Source organism: Ramlibacter sp. P4_H7, assembly GCF_056400765.1.
The window spans coordinates 45,350-61,178 of the sequence record NZ_JBFUKP010000014.1 but is presented as its reverse complement, the minus strand read 5'-3'; the positions used below and the strand labels follow the sequence as shown (position 1 = coordinate 61,178).

13 protein-coding genes are annotated in these 15,829 nt (G+C 69.4%); 1 reads left to right on the top strand and 12 read right to left on the bottom strand.

What is annotated here, in order from left to right; translation table 11 throughout:
• Positions 1 to 81 precede the first annotated feature (81 nt).
• The 5 genes from AC1DSA_RS18380 to AC1DSA_RS18360 all read right to left on the bottom strand — a co-directional run bounded on the left by AC1DSA_RS18380 (position 82) and on the right by AC1DSA_RS18360 (position 7,774).
• Positions 82 to 972, bottom strand: coding sequence for a class I SAM-dependent methyltransferase (locus AC1DSA_RS18380; RefSeq protein ID WP_477891807.1), 891 nt, complete (start codon positions 970 to 972; stop codon positions 82 to 84).
• A 24-nt stretch (positions 973 to 996) separates the two neighbouring features.
• Entirely contained in the window at positions 997 to 2,448 is a 1,452-nt protein-coding gene (locus tag AC1DSA_RS18375) for an efflux transporter outer membrane subunit (RefSeq protein ID WP_477891805.1), read from the bottom strand.
• A 2-nt stretch (positions 2,449 to 2,450) separates the two neighbouring features.
• Positions 2,451 to 5,687 carry an efflux RND transporter permease subunit gene (locus AC1DSA_RS18370; RefSeq protein WP_477891803.1) on the bottom strand — a complete coding sequence of 1,079 codons (3,237 nt, stop codon included), beginning with the start codon at positions 5,685 to 5,687 and terminating at the stop codon, positions 2,451 to 2,453.
• Complete coding sequence (locus AC1DSA_RS18365) at positions 5,684 to 6,871, bottom strand: efflux RND transporter periplasmic adaptor subunit (protein WP_477891801.1); 1,188 nt, start codon at positions 6,869 to 6,871, stop codon at positions 5,684 to 5,686. The genes AC1DSA_RS18370 and AC1DSA_RS18365 overlap by 4 nt, the downstream gene beginning before the upstream one ends.
• An 84-nt stretch (positions 6,872 to 6,955) precedes the next feature.
• Positions 6,956 to 7,774: an alpha/beta hydrolase gene (locus AC1DSA_RS18360; RefSeq protein ID WP_477891799.1), complete on the bottom strand. Its 819-nt coding sequence runs from the start codon at positions 7,772 to 7,774 to the stop codon at positions 6,956 to 6,958.
• A gap of 103 nt (positions 7,775 to 7,877) precedes the next feature.
• On the opposite strand from AC1DSA_RS18360, the gene AC1DSA_RS18355 reads away from it, so the two are divergent.
• Positions 7,878 to 8,825, top strand: a complete 948-nt coding sequence (locus AC1DSA_RS18355; RefSeq protein WP_477891797.1) for a LysR family transcriptional regulator — start codon at positions 7,878 to 7,880, stop codon at positions 8,823 to 8,825.
• Positions 8,826 to 8,910: 85 nt separating this feature from the next.
• Here the strand turns inward: AC1DSA_RS18355 and AC1DSA_RS18350 are convergent, their stop codons facing one another.
• From AC1DSA_RS18350 to AC1DSA_RS18320, 7 genes are all read right to left on the bottom strand, one after another.
• A complete protein-coding gene (locus AC1DSA_RS18350) occupies positions 8,911 to 9,090 on the bottom strand; it encodes a hypothetical protein (RefSeq protein WP_477891795.1) in 180 nt (59 codons plus the stop codon).
• A 100-nt stretch (positions 9,091 to 9,190) separates the two neighbouring features.
• Entirely contained in the window at positions 9,191 to 10,540 is a 1,350-nt protein-coding gene (locus AC1DSA_RS18345; protein WP_477891793.1) for a vanadium-dependent haloperoxidase, read from the bottom strand.
• Positions 10,541 to 10,660: 120 nt separating this feature from the next.
• Positions 10,661 to 11,413, bottom strand: coding sequence for a LytR/AlgR family response regulator transcription factor (locus tag AC1DSA_RS18340; RefSeq protein WP_477891791.1), 753 nt, complete (start codon positions 11,411 to 11,413; stop codon positions 10,661 to 10,663).
• 10 nt (positions 11,414 to 11,423) lie between these two features.
• Positions 11,424 to 11,825, bottom strand: a complete 402-nt coding sequence (locus AC1DSA_RS18335; protein ID WP_477891789.1) for a hypothetical protein — start codon at positions 11,823 to 11,825, stop codon at positions 11,424 to 11,426.
• Positions 11,801 to 12,928 (bottom strand): histidine kinase, encoded by a 1,128-nt coding sequence (locus tag AC1DSA_RS18330; RefSeq protein WP_477891787.1) that lies wholly within the window; start codon positions 12,926 to 12,928, stop codon positions 11,801 to 11,803. The genes AC1DSA_RS18335 and AC1DSA_RS18330 overlap by 25 nt, the downstream gene beginning before the upstream one ends.
• Positions 12,925 to 13,986, bottom strand: coding sequence for a sensor histidine kinase (locus tag AC1DSA_RS18325; RefSeq protein ID WP_477891785.1), 1,062 nt, complete (start codon positions 13,984 to 13,986; stop codon positions 12,925 to 12,927). Before AC1DSA_RS18325 ends, AC1DSA_RS18330 begins: the two co-directional genes overlap by 4 nt.
• A 237-nt stretch (positions 13,987 to 14,223) precedes the next feature.
• Positions 14,224 to 15,786, bottom strand: coding sequence for a winged helix-turn-helix domain-containing protein (locus AC1DSA_RS18320; protein WP_477891783.1), 1,563 nt, complete (start codon positions 15,784 to 15,786; stop codon positions 14,224 to 14,226).
• Between the last annotated feature and the right edge of the window lie 43 nt (positions 15,787 to 15,829).

Sequence of the window (15,829 nt, the reverse complement as noted above, 5' to 3'; positions counted from 1 at the left end):
AGGGCGCGATGGAGCTGGCCAGTAGCAAGAAGTCGCGAGCGGGCCATCCAGGAACCACTGGACCACCGGCTCTCCGCGACCTCAGGTCTTCTTCGCGACGATCTGGACCGTTTCGATCCGTCTCTCGACCAGGTTGCGCTTCTGATTCTGTGCCATCGCGGCGAATTCCGGGCCCACCAGCACGTGCAGGCCCAGCGCCGGCGGCCCCTGCTCCGCAATGCGCCTGGCCACTGCTGCAAACCACTGTTCGGACTGTTCCGTCGTGTCCCGTAGTTCGGCGATTTCGAAGCCTGCGGCGCGCAGCAACTCGCGCAGCTGCGCCTGCGTCGAGAGATGGCTGGTGCTGGCGTCGACAGCCCAGGGAACCGGGAAGTGGATCGGCCCGCCGGGGCCCTGGAGCACGTCGTAGATGGCGAGGGTGCCGCCGTCCTTCAGCACACGGTTCATCTCGGCGTACAGCTGCCGCTTGTCCGCGATGTTCATGGCGACATGCTGCGTCCACACGGCGTCGAATGAGCCGTCCTCGAAGGGCAGCGACAGTGCATCCGCGACGCGATAGCTGACGCGATCCTGCAAGCCGGTCAGCGAGGCCAGGGCCGTTGCGGTTTCGCAATACTCGGGCGTCAGGTCGATCCCGGTCACGCGGCAGCCACACAGTTGCACGAGCGACCGGGACGGGCCGCCGACGCCCGACCCCACGTCGAGCACATGGTCGGTGCGTTGGAGCCCCGCCGCTCGCGCCAGTTCGACGGTGGCTTCGCGGCCGCGGATGTGGAACTCGTCGATCGGCGCGAGGTCCTCTGGCCTGAGGTGCTCCGGGTCCTTGCCGTCCTGCTTCAGCGCCGCGAGGATCGTGGCCAGCAAGCTCTTGCGGCGGTAGTGGCTGGCAACGGGATTGGCTCCGGCTTCGGCAGACGTCATGTTCACCTCCGTGTGGCGCGGTTTTTTACTCCGCGAGACGGGCGAGGTCAACAGGGTGAGTGCCCGTTCACCAGATCACGCAGGCCGGCCCGTGGCTTTCGCCAGCTCCGTCGGCGGCATCCCTTCCCCCGTGCGGGGAACAGGCTCCCAGCCTCCACCCAGGGCCCGCACCAGGACCACCGACGCCTGGAACTGCGCCGAGCGCACCTGCAGCGCCTGGCGGCGGTTCCGCAGTTCGCTGCGGCGCGCGTCGAGCAGTTCCAGCTGGCTCACGAGGCCGTTGCGGTAGCGCGTGTCGGACAGCGTGGTCGCGCGCCGCGCCGCGTCGACGGCCCGCCCCTGCGCCAGCGACTGGTCGTGCAGCAGGCGCAATGCGGACAGCTGGTCCTCCACTTCGCGGAAGGCGACCAGCACCTGGCCGCGGTAGCTGGCCAGGGCCGCATCGAGCTGCGCCCTGGCGTCGTCCACACCCGCTTGCCGGCGGCCGCCGTCGAAGATCGGCAGCGACAGCAACGCCTCCACGCTCCAGGCGCGTGCGGACCAGCGCAACAGGTTTCCCAGGTCCGACGAAGCGAAGCCGCCTTCGCCGGTCAGCATCAGGCTGGGGAACCAGGCCGCCTGCGCCACGCCCACGCGCGCCTGCGCTGCAAGCAGGGAGGACTGCGCCGCCGACACGTCCGGGCGCCGCGCGAGGACGGTGGCCGGCACGCCGGCGGGAATCGTGGGCAGCGCCGTGTTCCAGTCGGCGACGGGAATGGTGAACTCGGAGGCCGCTTCGCCCACCAGCACCGCCAGCGCGTGCTCCAGGGCCGCGCGCTGCCGGTCGAGGGCGAGCGCCTCGGCCTCCGTGGCCGCCACTTCCGCTTCCACGCGCACCACGTCGAGCTCGGCGACGTCGCCGGCCTGGTGGCGTCGCTGCGTGACGCGCAGGGTGCCCGCGTACGCGTCCACGGTCTCGCGCACCAGGGCCCGCTCGGCGTCCAGTGCGCGCAGGGCCAGGTAGGCTTGCGCCGTTTCCGCCTGAACGGCCAGGCGCGTGCTTTGCAGCAACGCCTCCCGTGCCACGGCGTCGAGCGAGGCGGCGTCGCGCCGGCCAGTCGCGCGCCCGAACAGGTCGGGTTCGTAGGCGAGTTGCACGCCGGCCTGGTAGATGGTGAAAGGCGCCGGCCCGGCCACGCTGTTCGCGCCGGCCGCGCGGTCCACGGAAGCACCCAGGCCGACCTGCGGGAGGCGGTCGGCATTGGCGGAGCGCACCAGCGCTTTCGCCTGCGCCAGCCGCGCGGCGGCTTCCTGCACGCTGGTGTTGGCCTCGGCGGCGCGCTGCACCAGCGCATCCAGCTGCGGGTCGGCGAAGGCTTTCCACCATTCGCCGCGGGCCTGCGCTTCGGCCGGCGCGGCGGTGGTCCAGCGCGCGTCCTCCTTGAATTGCGCCGGAGGTGCCGGTTGCGCCGGCAGTTCAGGCAGCGCGGTGGCGCAACCCGCCAGCAGCAGCGCGGCGACCAGGGGAAGCAGAGGGGTGATCTTCATGTTCAGGACTCCTGGGAATGCACGGGCGCGGCCGGAACGGGGCGCACCGCGCCGCCGCCGCTGCCGGCGAAGCCGTCGAAATGGGGCGCCTGCCCGTGCTGGCGCAGCGGCCGGTTGCCGGCCAGTCGCCGCAGCACGACATAGAACACGGGCGTGAGGAACAGGCCGAAGGCCGTCACGCCGATCATCCCGCTGAACACCGCGACGCCCATCGCGCGGCGCATCTCCGAGCCGGCGCCGGAGGACAGCACCAGGGGCAGCACGCCCATGACGAACGCGAGCGACGTCATCAGGATCGGCCGCAGCCGCAGCCGCGCGGCCTCGATGGCCGCCTGCATGGGCGTGCGTCCGGCGAACTCCAGCTCGCGGGCGAACTCCACGATCAGGATCGCGTTCTTGGCGGACAGGCCCACCAGCACCATCAGGCCGATCTGCGTGAACACGTTGTTCTCGCCGCCGCCGAGCCACACGCCCGCCATCGCGGCGAACACGCCCATGGGCACGATCAGGATGATGGCCAGCGGCAGCGTCAGGCTCTCGTACTGCGCGGCCAGCACCAGGAAGACCAGCAGGATCGCCAGCGGAAACACCCAGGCGGCGGAGTTGCCGGCCAGGATCTCCTGGTAGGTCAGCTCGGTCCACTCGTAGGAGATGCCCGCCGGCAGCGTCTCGGCGGCGATGCGCTTCACCGCCTCCTGCGCCTGGCCCGAGGAGAAGCCGGGCGCGGGGCCGCCGTTGATGTCGGCGGTGAGGTAGCCGTTGTAACGCATGGCCCGCTCCGGACCGAAGCTGGAGCGCACGTTCATCAGGGCCGACAGCGGGATCATCTCGCCCGAGCTCGATCGCACCTTGAGCGCGCCGATGTCCTCCGGCCGTGCGCGGTAAGGCGCATCCGCCTGCACGCGCACGCTGTACGTGCGCCCGAACTTGTTGAAGTCGTTGACGTACACGCTGCCCAGGTACGTGGACATGGTGTCGAACACGTCGGTGACGGCAACGCCGAGCTGGCGCGCGCGGGTGCGGTCGATGTCGGCATAGAGCTGCGGCACGTTGACCTGCCAGCTGGTGAACATCCCCGCCAGCTCCGGCGTCTGGTACGCCTTGGCCATGAAGGCCTTCACCGCGTTGTCCATGGCCTCGTAGCCGAGCGAGCCGCGGTCCTCCAGCTGCAGCTTGAAGCCGCCGGTGGTGCCCAGGCCCTGCACCGGCGGGGGCGGGAACATGACGATGAAGGCGTCCTGAATGCCGGCGAAGGCCTGGTTCAGCTGGCCGGCCACCGCGACGCCGCTCTGGTCGGCGGCCTTGCGCTCGTCGAACGGCTTGAGCATCGCGAACACGATCCCCGAGTTGGAGCTGTTGGTGAAGCCATTGATCGACAGGCCCGGGAAGGCCAGCGTGCCCTCGACGTTCGGGTTCTTCTGCGCGATCTCTCCCATGCGGCGGATCACCGCTTCCGTGCGGTCCAGGGTGGCGCCGTCCGGCAGTTGCGCAAAGCCGATCAGGTACTGCTTGTCCTGCGCCGGAACGAAGCCCGAGGGCACGGCGTGAAACAGGCCGGCCGTGGCCAGCACCAGCACCGCGTACACGCCCAGCATCGCGCCCTTGCGCGCCAGCACCGCGCGCACGCCGCCGCCGTAGCCGGTGGCGCCGCGCACGAACACCTTGTTGAAGCGGCGGAACAGCCAGCCGAACCAGCGGTCCATGAAGCGCGTGAGCGCGTCCTTGGGCTGGTCGTGCCCGCGCAGCAGCAGCGCGGCCAGCGCCGGCGACAGGGTCAGCGAGTTGAAGGCGGAGATCACCGTGGAGATCGCGATGGTCACCGCGAACTGGCGATAGAACTGGCCGGTGAGGCCGCTGATGAAGGCGAGCGGCACGAACACGGCGACCAGCACCAGCGCGATCGCGATGATGGGACCGGACACCTCGCGCATGGCGCGGTAGGTCGCCTCGCGCGGCGTCAGGCCCGCCTCGATGTTGCGCTCCACGTTCTCCACCACCACGATGGCGTCGTCCACCACGATGCCGATCGCCAGCACCAGGCCGAACAGGCTCAGCGCATTGATCGAGAAGCCCAGCCCGTGCAGCACGGCGAAGGTGCCGATCACCGACACCGGAACGGCCAGCAGCGGGATGATGGAGGCGCGCCAGGTCTGCAGGAACAGGATCACCACCAGCACCACCAGCGCGATGGCTTCCAGCAGCGTGTGCACGACCGACTCGATGGAGGCGCGCACGAACTGCGTGGGGTCGTAGGCGATGCGGTACTCCACGCCTTCGGGCATGGACTTGCGGATCTCTTCCATGGTCTCGCGCACCTGGGCGGAGATCTGCAGGGCGTTGGAGCCCGGCGCCTGGAACACGCCGATGCCGACCGCGGAGTCGTTGTTCAGGAGCGAGCGCAGCGAGTAGTCGGCCGCGCCCAGCTCCAGCCGCGCGATGTCGCGCAGCCGGGTGACGGCGCCGTCGGCGCCGGTCTTGACGATGATGTCGCCGAACTCGCCCTCGCTCTGCAGGCGCCCCTGCGCGTTGATGGACAGCTGCAGGTCCACGCCGGGCAGGCCGGGCGAAGCGCCGACCACGCCGGCGGCCGCCTGCACGTTCTGCTCGCGGATCGCGCGCACCACGTCGGTGGCGGACAGGCCGCGCTGCGCCACCTTCTGCGGGTCGAGCCACACGCGCATGGCGTATTCGCCGCCGCCCCAGATGCCCACCTGGCCGACGCCGCCGATGCGGGCGAGCCGGTCGCGCACGTTGAGTACGGCGTAGTTGCGCAGGTAGTCCATGCCGTAGCGGCCATTGGGCGACACCAGGTGGACCACCATGGTGATGTCGGGCGAGCTCTTGACGGTGGACAGGCCCAGGCGCCGCACCTCCTCGGGCAGGCGCGGCTCGGCCTGCGCGACGCGGTTCTGCACCAGCTGCTGCGCCTTGTCGGGATCGGTGCCCAGGCGGAAGGTGACGCTGAGCGTCATCAGGCCGTCCGTGGTGGCCTGGCTGCCCATGTAGAGCATGCCTTCGACCCCGTTGATGGCTTCCTCCAGCGGCGTGGCCACGGTCTCGGCGATCACCTTGGGGTTGGCGCCGGGATAGTTGGCCCGCACCACCACGGTGGGCGGCACGACCTCCGGGTACTCGGAGATCGGCAGCGCGCGCAGCGCCAGCAGGCCGCCGAGCAGCACGAGCAGCGACAGCACGCCCGCGAAGATCGGCCGGTCGATGAAGAATCGCGAGAAGTTCATGCCTTCGCCTCCATGGTCACGACCTGCGGCTGCACCACGGTGCCGGGACGCACGCGCTGCAGGCCGTTGACGACGATGCGCTCGCCCGGCTTGAGGCCGCTGAGCACGACGCGCAGGCCGTTGGTGGAGGGGCCCAGCGTCACTTCGCGGTATTCCGCCTTGTTGCCTTCGCCCAGCACCAGCACGAACTTCTTTTCCTGGTCGGTCCCGACGGCTCGCTCCGTCACGAGCACCGCGCGGGTGGTGCGCGCCTGCCCCATGCGCACGCGGGCGAACTGCCCGGGGATCAGCGCGCCGTCCTTGTTCTCGAAGGCGGCGCGCAGGCGGATCGTTCCGCTCTTCGCATCCACCTGGTTGTCGATCAGCTGCAGCCGCCCGTGGTACGGCGTGTCGCTGCTGGCGCCCGTGCCCATCTCCACCGGGATGCGCTCGATCAACTGGCGCGCGCTGGCGCCGCCGGCGAGGCCGTCGAGCGCACGCACGATCACCTGCTCGTCCGCGTCGAAGCTCGCGTAGATGGGACTGACGGACACCAGCGTGGTGAGCACCGGCGCGCCAGGGCCCGCAGCGACGAGGTTGCCCGCGGTGACTTCCACCTTGCCGATGCGGCCCGACACGGGAGCGCGCACCTGGGTGTAGCCCAGGCTGAGGCGCGCGCCCTGCAGCTGCGCCTGCGCGGCGCGCAGGTTGGCGCCGGCTTCGCGGGCCGCATTGACCCGTTCTTCCAGTTCGCGCTGGGCGATGGCACTTTCTTCCCACAGGCGCTGGGCGCGCACGTGCTCGCTCTGCGCTTGCGCCAGCCGGGCTTGCGCGGCGCCCACTTGTGCCTCGGCCCGCTCGACCTCCGCCTGGTAAGGCGCCGGATCGATGGTGATCAGCAGATCGCCCTGCTTCACGAGCGCGCCTTCGCGGAAGTGCACGGCCTGCACCGCGCCGGCGACGCGCGAACGGACCTCGACGCGTTCGACGGCTTCGAGGCGGCCGGAGAATTCATCCCAGGCCGTCACATCCGTCTCGCTCACGGCGGCCACCGAGACCTGCGGAGCGGGCGGAGCGCTGCTGGCCGTGGCCTGGGCGCGGCCGCCTTGCAGGCTGATGATGGCGGTGGCGAGGACGGACAGGCCGGCCGCCGCGCCGGCGGCGGTCCAGAGGCGCCAGCGGTTCTTGTTGTTCGTGGTTTGCATGATCTGCCTTTCTTCGGGATGCGTTGGCCCGCCCCGGCCGCCCAGGCCGGGTTGCGAGTGGAAGCGATGGGGTGGGGCGGAGCGCTAGGAGGGCTGCGGCACGGGGGCAGCGAGGAAGCGCATGAACTGCTCCTGCACCGCGACGGCGCAGGGACAGGGTTCGGGCGGCTTCTCCAGCGACTCGGGCCAGCCGGTGGCGGGGATCAGGCCCGTGCGCACGGACACGCCCGCCTGCTCCAGCCGGCGCGCGAAGGCCATGGCCTCGTCGCGCATGGGGTCGTCCTCGCCCGCGAGGACCAGCGTGGGCGGCAGGCCCGCGAGCCGCTGCGCGAAGGCGGGCACCGCGTACGGATGCTCCGCGTCACGCGGGCTGCGCAGGTACTGCGACCAACCCTGTGCGAAGCGGCACTGCACCTGCGCACCCTGCGCCGCGCGCTGCGATGCCGTGGCCGTGCACGGGTCGAGCATGGGCGCGACCAGCATCAGCCCGGCCAGCGGCGGCGCGGCGCGGTCGCGAGCCATGAGCGCGATGGCCGCGGCCAGGTTGCCGCCCGCTTCCTCGCCCGCCAGGAAGAGTTGCGCCTTCGGGCCGGCGATGCGCGTGCGTTGCGCGTACAGCCATTCGAGCGCTGCGTACCCGGCCTCCACCGCATCGGGAAAGCGGTGCGTGGGCGCGAGCGGATAGCCGATCGAGGCCACCATGGCGCCGGAGTCGGCCAGCAGCTGGGCGAGGCACTCGCCGCTTTGCAGGCCGCCGCCGGTGAAGGCACCGCCGTGCAGGTGCAGGACCAGGCGCCCCGCGGCCGCGTCGCGATAGCCCTGCACGCGCAAGGGCATGGCGGGATGGCCGGGCAGGGCCAGGGTGTCGGGCCAGGCGGCGGAGAGACGGATGCTGGTTTGCATGACGGTGAATATAGGCACTTGGTTCGTGCGGATAAACCGGACACCAGCCAGTTCTCTGTTTCCGGTCCGTGAACAATGCGCATTCCCACAAGGAGAAGAAGACATGGACCAGATCCAGTCGATGAGGGTGTTCGCGCGGGTGGTGGAAACCGGCAGCTTCACGAAGGCGGCCGAATCCCTGGAGATGCCCAAGGGCTCCGCCACCAAGCTGGTGCAGCAGCTGGAAACCCGGCTGAAGGTGAAGCTGCTCAACCGCACCACGCGCCGGGTGACGGTCACGCCCGACGGGGCGGCCTATTACGAGCGGGCATCCCGGCTGCTGAACGACCTGGATGACATGGAGTCGGCAATGACGCTGGCGCAGGGCAAACCGGGCGGGCGGTTGCGCGTGGACGTGGGGTCGTCGGTGGCGTCACAGATCATCATCCCGGCGCTGCCGGATTTCTACCGCCGCTATCCGGACATCCAGCTCGACCTGGGCGTGGGGGACCGGCCGGTGGACCTGATCAGCGACAACGTCGATTGCGTGATCCGCGGCGGCGAGCTCACGGAGCAGTCGCTGGTGGCGCGCAGGATTGCCAACATGCCGCTGGTGGCCGTGGCCACGCCGGCGTACCTGGCCGAATTCGGAACTCCCAGGCATCCGCTGGAACTGGAAACGCGGCACACGGTGATCAACTTCTTCTCGCCGCGCACGGGCCGCCTGTTCCCGAACGTGTTCGAGCGGGATGGCGAGCGCATCGAGGTCGCCGGGTTGTACAAGCTGTCCGTGAACGAGGGCAATGCGTACCTTGCGGCGGCGCTGGCAGGACTGGGGATCGCGCAGGTCGCACGGTTCCAGGCGGCGCCGTTCCTGGCCAACGGCAAGCTCGTGGAGATCCTGCCGGAATGGCAGCACCCCTTCATTCCCATGCACGTGGTGTATCCGCCGAATCGCCACCTGAGCGCGCGGGTGAGGGCTTTCGTGGAATGGGCGGCGGAGTTGTTCGGGAGGGTGGCGGATGACGCGCCGGCACGGCAGCTGGAAAGCGGGCGTGCCCTGGCGGCGTGACCGCATGACCTGCCGATGTGGTTGTCACGATCGAGAGAGCTTCGTTTCGGCACGGGACTCGCCTGTGGACAGTCCTCATGGCGTCTCACTGCGGAAAGCGCTGGCTTGCAGCGCTGACTGATGTCGGCTCGAATCCGCAGAACTTTGCCAGCTGGCTCCCGTCGGGATCGTCAATCTTCACTTCTGCCGCGACAACAAGAGCCGCCGCAGCCAAGCTCAGAACGGACACCCCTGCCCATATCCACAGCATCGCCGACATGTTCATGGCCGCTCCTTGTGCGGACAGGTGAGCCAAGGCCACCCAACTGCCTGCCTTGTGCCTGGCCGAGTGCGACATGGCCGTCTGGCTCAGGACGGCCACGGGATCAAGGCTGTTCGGGACTCGAAGCCGGAACGGCAGGGCCGAAGTGGTTCTTCGCAACCCACTTTGCGACGTCCTTGCCCAGTTCCGCGCCGGCATCGATCGACGTGCGGAAGTGCATGCCGCCCCACACGCGCGCATCCTTGACCTCCTTGAGCAGGTCGTCTGTGCGGTCGTAGTGGTGCGTCGTGGCGGTCACCGCGCTGTTGAAGTCGAAGCTCACGCTCTTCGTCCCGTAGAAGGCGCGCACGGTCTCCATCACCGCGCCACTCGCGCAGCCGTGCGCGGCGGGGTATTCGGGGTGGTTCGGGGAGGGTACGACGGGCGTCCAGTGCGGATCGGCGTCTGTGGCCGGGTTGCCGTCCGTATCGGCCAGCGGGATCGCACTGAGGGGGCGCCAGAAGTTGTAGTGGTACTTGCTTTCGAAGCAGCCGCTGCCTGCATCGCGAAACGCGACGGAAAGCATGGCGAGCAAGCGCGCGTTGTCGGCCAGGCTCGGGCTGGCCATGGCGAACTGCCGCAGGTTGCGCGCCCAGAAGCCCTCGGGAGGCTCGGTGTGAAAGCGCGCGATCTCGGTTTGCGCGGTGGTGCGCTGCGTGCTCACTGTGCCGCCCATCGCCTTCGTTTCGTTCAGGTCGGTCGCGTACTGGCCACTGCCCAGCGCATAGGGCGCGGGCGCGCGGAACTGCGAGTGGCTTTGCGTCGCGAACGGACGGATGTACGGGGCGATGCGGTTGACAGGGGTGGCGTTCCTGAACTGCCCCGGCTCCGTGCCCGGCACGTACGGCGGCAGCACCGTGAGGCGGCCGTCGTTCGCGCGCAGGGCCAGCATGCCGGCCGCCACCTCGGCACCAATGGCCCTGCCGCGCGTCTTGGGCTCGCCATCCGGAATGGCGGAGATGCCGCCGCTGTAGGCGGCCTCGTACTTGTCGCCCCGGCTCGGGAACAGGCCCTTGAGCGTGCGGTAGGCGGCCTCGATCGCCGCGGCATCCATTGCTTGCGCACCGGCGCCAACGCCCGAGGTCGCCGGCCTGATGGCGTAGGGTTCGTGGGTGCCGGCGATGGCCATGATGGCGTCGTACATCGCGAGGTGCACGGTCGTGAGATCGGGCCCGGCGACGCGCTCTTCGGGGGTGGCGCCGGTCGGCGACGCTGGGACGCTGACCGTGGCGAAGGCGACGTCGTGCCACGTCGACACCACGTTCGGTCCGAACGAGCCGACAACCACATGCTTGTTCGCTTCGAGCTCACCGCCCGTGGTTTCTGCGGTGCCACCACCTCCACACGCCGCAAACAGCGTCGCGACGGAGATGAGGGTCGATGTGCGGGCCATGGTGTCGAGCAGAGGGTTCATCGCATTCATCCTTGGATGGGATGGCGATGAATTCTTATGAATGCCTCACTCCCATGGTTGAACTTGCGACGAGCGCCGAACCCTCGCGACGAATCCGCCGATGGGGCGACGAAGGCGGCGTCACATCTGCCGGAACACGTGCTCGTGTGCCTCGCTGACGGCCAGTTCCTCGCGGCGCGCTTTGAGCCGCACGCGCACGCGGCCGCGAAAGTCGCGCGACACTCCGGCAATCGCGTTGGCATTGACGATGGTCGAGCGATGGATCTGCCAGAAGCAGGACGGGTCGAGCTCCTCGGCCAGCTCCTTCAGGGAACGCCGGATCAACGACTCCCCGTCGGCCGTGACGACCCGCGTGTACTTCATGTCGGCCTGGAAGTAGCACACCTCGTCGACCGTGATCAGCCGCACCTCCTGCCCGACCGAAGCGTTGATCCAGCGCAGGTGCTGGCGGGCAGCCGGCGCGGCGCGCGCCAGCTCGCGCAGCAGATCCCCCAGTGGCGCAGGCGCGCTGTCGATGCGCTGCTGCACCCGCCGCACCGCCACCGCGAGCCGGGCTTCGTCGTACGGTTTGAGCACGTAGTCGATGACGCCCTGCTCGAACGCCGCCACGGCATAGGCGTCGTACGCCGTGATGAACACCACGTGCCATCGGCCCTGGGTCTGGCGCGCCACGTCCACCCCGGTCAGGCCGGGCATCTCGATGTCGAGGAAGGCAATGCGCGGCGCATGGCGGTCCAGCGCCTGCAAGGCTTCGAAGCCGTTGGCTGCCTCGGCCACGATGCGCAGATCGGGCCACAAGGCGGACAGGTGCTGGCGCAGCTCGGCACGCAGCACCGCCTCGTCTTCGGCAATCAAGGCAGTGGGCTCGTGCATGACCCAGCGCTCACGCCTTGGAGCCCTTGAGCTCGATGAGCAGCGCGCGTGAGTTGCGACCCGAAATGTTTTCCACCTCGTGGGTCTCGGCCTCGCTCCAGAACACGTCGCCGATCTTGGAGGTGCCTTCCGCCACCTTCCCATCCGGTGTCTTGTGCCGGAACTTGCCGTCGTAGAGAACGACGGTGAGGTGCGCCGGGTGCGAGTGCATCCCTTGGCCACACACGCCCATGCCGGGCCGGGCCCGGTACTCGAGGGCACGCATCTTGTCGTTCTCGAACACGACCTTGTAGCTGCTCGGCTGTGCCATCGCCGCATCCTGGGCCTGCGCGCTCTCCGCCAGCGCGAGGCCGGGCAGGACTGCAATCAGCATGCGGCGCAGGTCGTTCACGTCGTCGCGGGGATCGTCCATCGTGGGCCTCCTTTCGGGTCCGGGGTGGAATGCGCCGGACAGGGCGCGTTGACCAAGGGAGCCGGCGGCAGGGCGATCGTCAGAGCGACCGCGCCTGCCCCCGGGCTTTCGTGTACCTGCAAGGTGGCCTGCGCGCCGTAGATCGAGCGCAAGCCCACACGCAACCGATACTCGAGCGCGGAATCGAGCCATGGCCCCGCGCTTGCGGCGTGCAGCGCCAGCACGACGCCGCGCTCGCTGCATTCCGCCACCAACCGCACGTCCGACTCCCGCGATGCCGACGCGGCCAAGCGGTCCATCAGCAGCAGCAGCAGTGGTGGGAACGGCAGGTCGTCCGGCGGCATGCCAACAACCTCCACCACACGACGCGCCCCGCCGGCGTCGAGATGATTGTGCAGCTCGGCCACCTGCGCTGCCAAGCGCAGTTCGTCGGTCAGCGTCGATCGGCCCGTGCGTACGGCCGGCATGGCGGCGCGCAGGAAAGCGACGAGTTGATCGAGCAACTGATCGGCGTCCGCCGGACGTGTTGCATAGGTCCGGTTCACCTGCGCCAGCATGCGCTGCAGGAAGTTTGGGTCGATGTCGGCCTGCAGGGCCTGCATTTCCATCTCGCCCAGTTGCGTGGCGGCAAGGCCGCGCGCGATCTCCGCCTGCGCAAGCAAAGTCCGTGTACGGGCCGATCGTTCCGCCCATACGCATGCCGCCAGCAGAAGGCCTCCGAGGACGACGACCAGCCAGACTGCGACCAGCACGTGCGTGAGCAGAGAGCGTTCGACCCGAAAGAGGTGCAGGTCCATGTCGAAAAGCGGAAACATGAGCTCGCGCAGCACGAAGACGTCAATTGCGATGACAAACGGCGCAGCCAGCAGCGCGCCGAGCACCATCCCGCCGCGGCTCAAGTGGCGCGCAGCGAATTGGCCGTACGCTGCAATGCAAGTGCCCGTGATCACCAGGTGCGGTGTGCTCGCCGCTATGAATGCGGCGACCCGCTCCAGTTCCATCTGGCTGAGCGGCATGTCGGCGGCGTAGAAGGCAGGCACCGCGACCGCCCAGAGGGCCCCGTAAAGCAGCACGCGCGTGCGATCGCGGCCGGCGGCTTTCATGGCGCGACCCCCATGGTGCGCAAGGGCAGGCGCAGGCACGCGCGCACCCCATGGGGCGCGTTGGCGGCCAAGACCAGCCGGCCCGCGGGGCCGTACAAGGCGGTCAGTCGCGCTCGAATGTTGGCCAGGCCGATGCCCGAGCCCCCGCTTGCAGAGAAGCCGACGCCGGTGTCGCACACCGTCACCTCCAGGTCGCCGGCGTCACGGCGCGCTGAAATGACGAGCGTGCCGCCTTCGGTCGCGGGCGCGATGCCGTGCTTGACCGCGTTCTCCACCAACGTGGCCATCACCAGCGGCGGAAATTCGCTGGCGCGCAGGACGTCCGGCACGTCCCAGGCCACTTGCAGGCGCCCGGACATGCGCACCGCCACCACGCTCAGGTAGGCATGAACCAGGTCGGCCTCCTGGCCGAGGCTGGTGGCGCGCTCCTGCAGCGCCGGCAACGCCAGGCGCAGGTAGTCGATGAAGTGGGCCAGCAACGCCGCGCCCTCGCCGGGGTCGGTGTGGTGCAGCCGGCGCACGGTGGCCAAGGTGTTGAACAGAAAGTGCGGTTCGATCTGGCTGCGCAGCGTCTGCACCCGGGCCTGGAGGAGCTGCCGCTCGGCGTCGACGCGGCGCAGGTCCGCGTCGTCCAGCGCGGCCCGCTCATCCATCGAGCGCCACCACAGCGCGTAGATCCCGGTCACGCTTCCGGCGACCAGGCTCCAGGCAAGAGCCCGGCCGAGGAAGGTTGCCAACCCGTCCGCGGCGCCGGAGCGGCCCAGCGCGAGCAGCGCGAGCTGCCCTGCGGCCGCACCGACGAGGATCGTCACGGCGACCTGCAGCGCCCGCGCTGCACCTCGCAGGGGGACTCTCATGCCAGCCAGCAGTGCCAGCGCAATCGACACTGCCACGATCGTGTGATCGAGCGCCACATCCAGCCAGCCGAGCAGTACCTCATCGAGGGGCCAGTGCTCCCATACGAAGGGCTGGAGCAGGAACTGTGTCGACTTCAGGAGCCCGATGACGACTGCCCACAGCAAGACATGCCGTGCGGACAGAGGCCAAGGCGTCGCCATGGAGTCACGCTAGTCCTGCCGGCGTGGTCTTGCCAACCTTTGCGACGAACGCGGAGAAGGGAGTGGTGAACATGGCTGCAGCGGCCTTGATCCCGGTTGAGCAGGAATCTTCGGCAAAGCGAGTTGAAGCGTCAAGCGCAGGTGGCCGCAGATAGCCAACGGATGAGTTGCCTCCGGCCCACCGCCGCAGCGCTCACGGGATTGCATTCACCACGGCAGTCCCGCCGGCCGGCCGGTTCACGCCGGCACCCCGGCACCCAGCCACGCATCGGCGAACAGGTCGAACACGGCAGGGTTGACGCCGACCACCGTTCGGAACCCCGAAACCGTGAAGCCGGGTTGCGCGAGGAGCAGACGTTCGGCCGCGTCGCGTGCAGCCGCGGCTTGCCCGGCCCGGGCCTGGGCGGCGCAGAGGTACGCGAGCGGGATGCTGAAGCCGGCGTTGGCTTCCACCGCGCGTGCCGCCGCTTCGACCGCACCCGCGGTGTCATCGTGCTGCAAGCGCGAACTGGCCAGTCCGAGCCAGGCGAGATAACGCAGGGGGTGGAACGGATTGAGCCGAAGCGCATGCTGCGCCCGGTCCGCTGCGAGCGCCGGCTGCCCAGACCAGGCCAGGGCCACGGAGCTTGCCGCGAGCGCCAGGAAGTTGCTCGGGCTGATCGCGAGCGCGCGGTCGAACAAGCCGAATGCCCTCGGCAGCTCGTGGGCATCGAACCAGAGCACCAGGCCGCTGGTGGCGAGCACCAGTGCATCGTCCCCGCCCGTGGACAGCGCGGCGCGGGCGGCAGCCACGGAGGCGTCGCGGTGTGCGCCATCGAGACCGGCGCGGCTGTAGAGGACGTGATGGCACCAGGCCTTGAGCGCCAGCGCCCACGCATAGCCCGGGTCGAGCCGGAGCGCCTCCTCCACCAGCGCCAGCGCCTGGCTCGCCCCATTCGGCATGAGCGGCTGCAGCAGCGCCGCGGCCTTCAGGGTGCGCTCCCAGGCATTGACATCGGCCGGCGGCTTCCGCGCGATACGCGCGAGTTCGGCTTGCTGGACGCCTGGCTCGATTGCACTGACCACCGTACCGGCGATCTCGTCCTGCAACGCGAAGATGTCTTCCAGGTCACGCTCGTAGCGCTCTCCCCAGAGCTGCGTGAGGCCGCCGGCCTCGCAAAGGCGGGCCGTCACGCGCAACCTGCGTCCGTCGCGCTGCAGGCTGCCCTGGGCGACGTAGTCCACGCCGAAACTTCGAGCGAGCGCGCGCACGTCGGGCTGGCGGGCATGCTCGGCGGCGACTGAACTGCTTCCGATCACGGACAGCCAGCGCACGCGGGACATCGCGAGGCTGATCTCCTCCGCCATGCCCTGCGCCAGGACGGCCACTTCCGAAACGCCGAACGTCTCGAAAGGAAGCACGGCGAGCACGGGCCCGCGCGTGCGCGCCGGCGGCCCCGCAGACGGTGCGCCTCGTGCGACCAGCAGCTTGTAGCCCTTGCCGGGGACAGTCACCAGATCCACCGTGCCCGCGGCGTGCCGATCCAGCACCTTGCGCAGCGCGCTGACGTGCACCTGCAGGTTGTTTTCCTCGACCGCGTCTTCCGGCCACACCCGCGACAGCAGTTGGTCCTTGGTGACCAGCGCCCCTTCGGCATCGGCGAGCACGCAGAGGATGTCGAAAGCCTTGCGCTTCAGGTCGACCGGCGCGCCCCCGCAGACGAGCTTGCCTGCCTGCCTGTCGAGGCAAAGCAGGTCACCGACCGGAACTCCTTTTGGGCCCATGCATGGATCTGACTTTGGATTCAGCAGCTTAACCAAAGACCTGAAGGGTGATCAAGGCCACGATCCGTGCCCTGCGTCG